At 74.1% G+C, this 475-nt stretch carries 1 pseudogene; it reads right to left on the minus strand.

The annotated features are described in order from the left end of the window. A pseudogene (locus tag AC5LUJ_RS22150) lies at positions 1–475 on the minus strand (hypothetical protein); the annotation flags it as partial.

Consider the following 475-nt stretch of genomic DNA (forward strand, 5'->3'; position numbering starts at 1 on the left):
GCGCCCGCAGATCGGTGAGCACGTAGAACAGCGCGTTCATGCCGAGCGCCACCGGTGCCCACAGCGCGACGAGACCGACCGCCGTGGTGCGTACGAGGCCCCAGCGGCGACGGTGCGCGACGCCCAGCAGCGTGCCGGTCATCATGCAGGACGTGATCGTGATCGCGAAGCCGGTGCCGCCGATGAGGACGGCCACCGCCAGCGCCGCGACCATCGCCGTCCAGGCCGCCCGTAGCCGCCACCGGGCGGCAAGCGTCGCCGCCGGAACCGTCGCGACGATCGTGAGCAGCCAGCCGAAGGGGAGGAAACGTGTGACCAGGCAGATCGCGATGACCAGATCGACCAGGAGCGCGGCCTCGACGATCTCCACCGTGCGCAGCCGCTGCCGGGCCCGCGGCGCCCCGGCCGCCCCCGCGGCAACGGTGGGCGCTGAGCCGGTGGGCGCTGAGCCGGCGGGTGTGGGACGGGAGGGTGG

Source organism: Protofrankia sp. CiP1_Cm_nod3 (assembly GCF_982290655.1).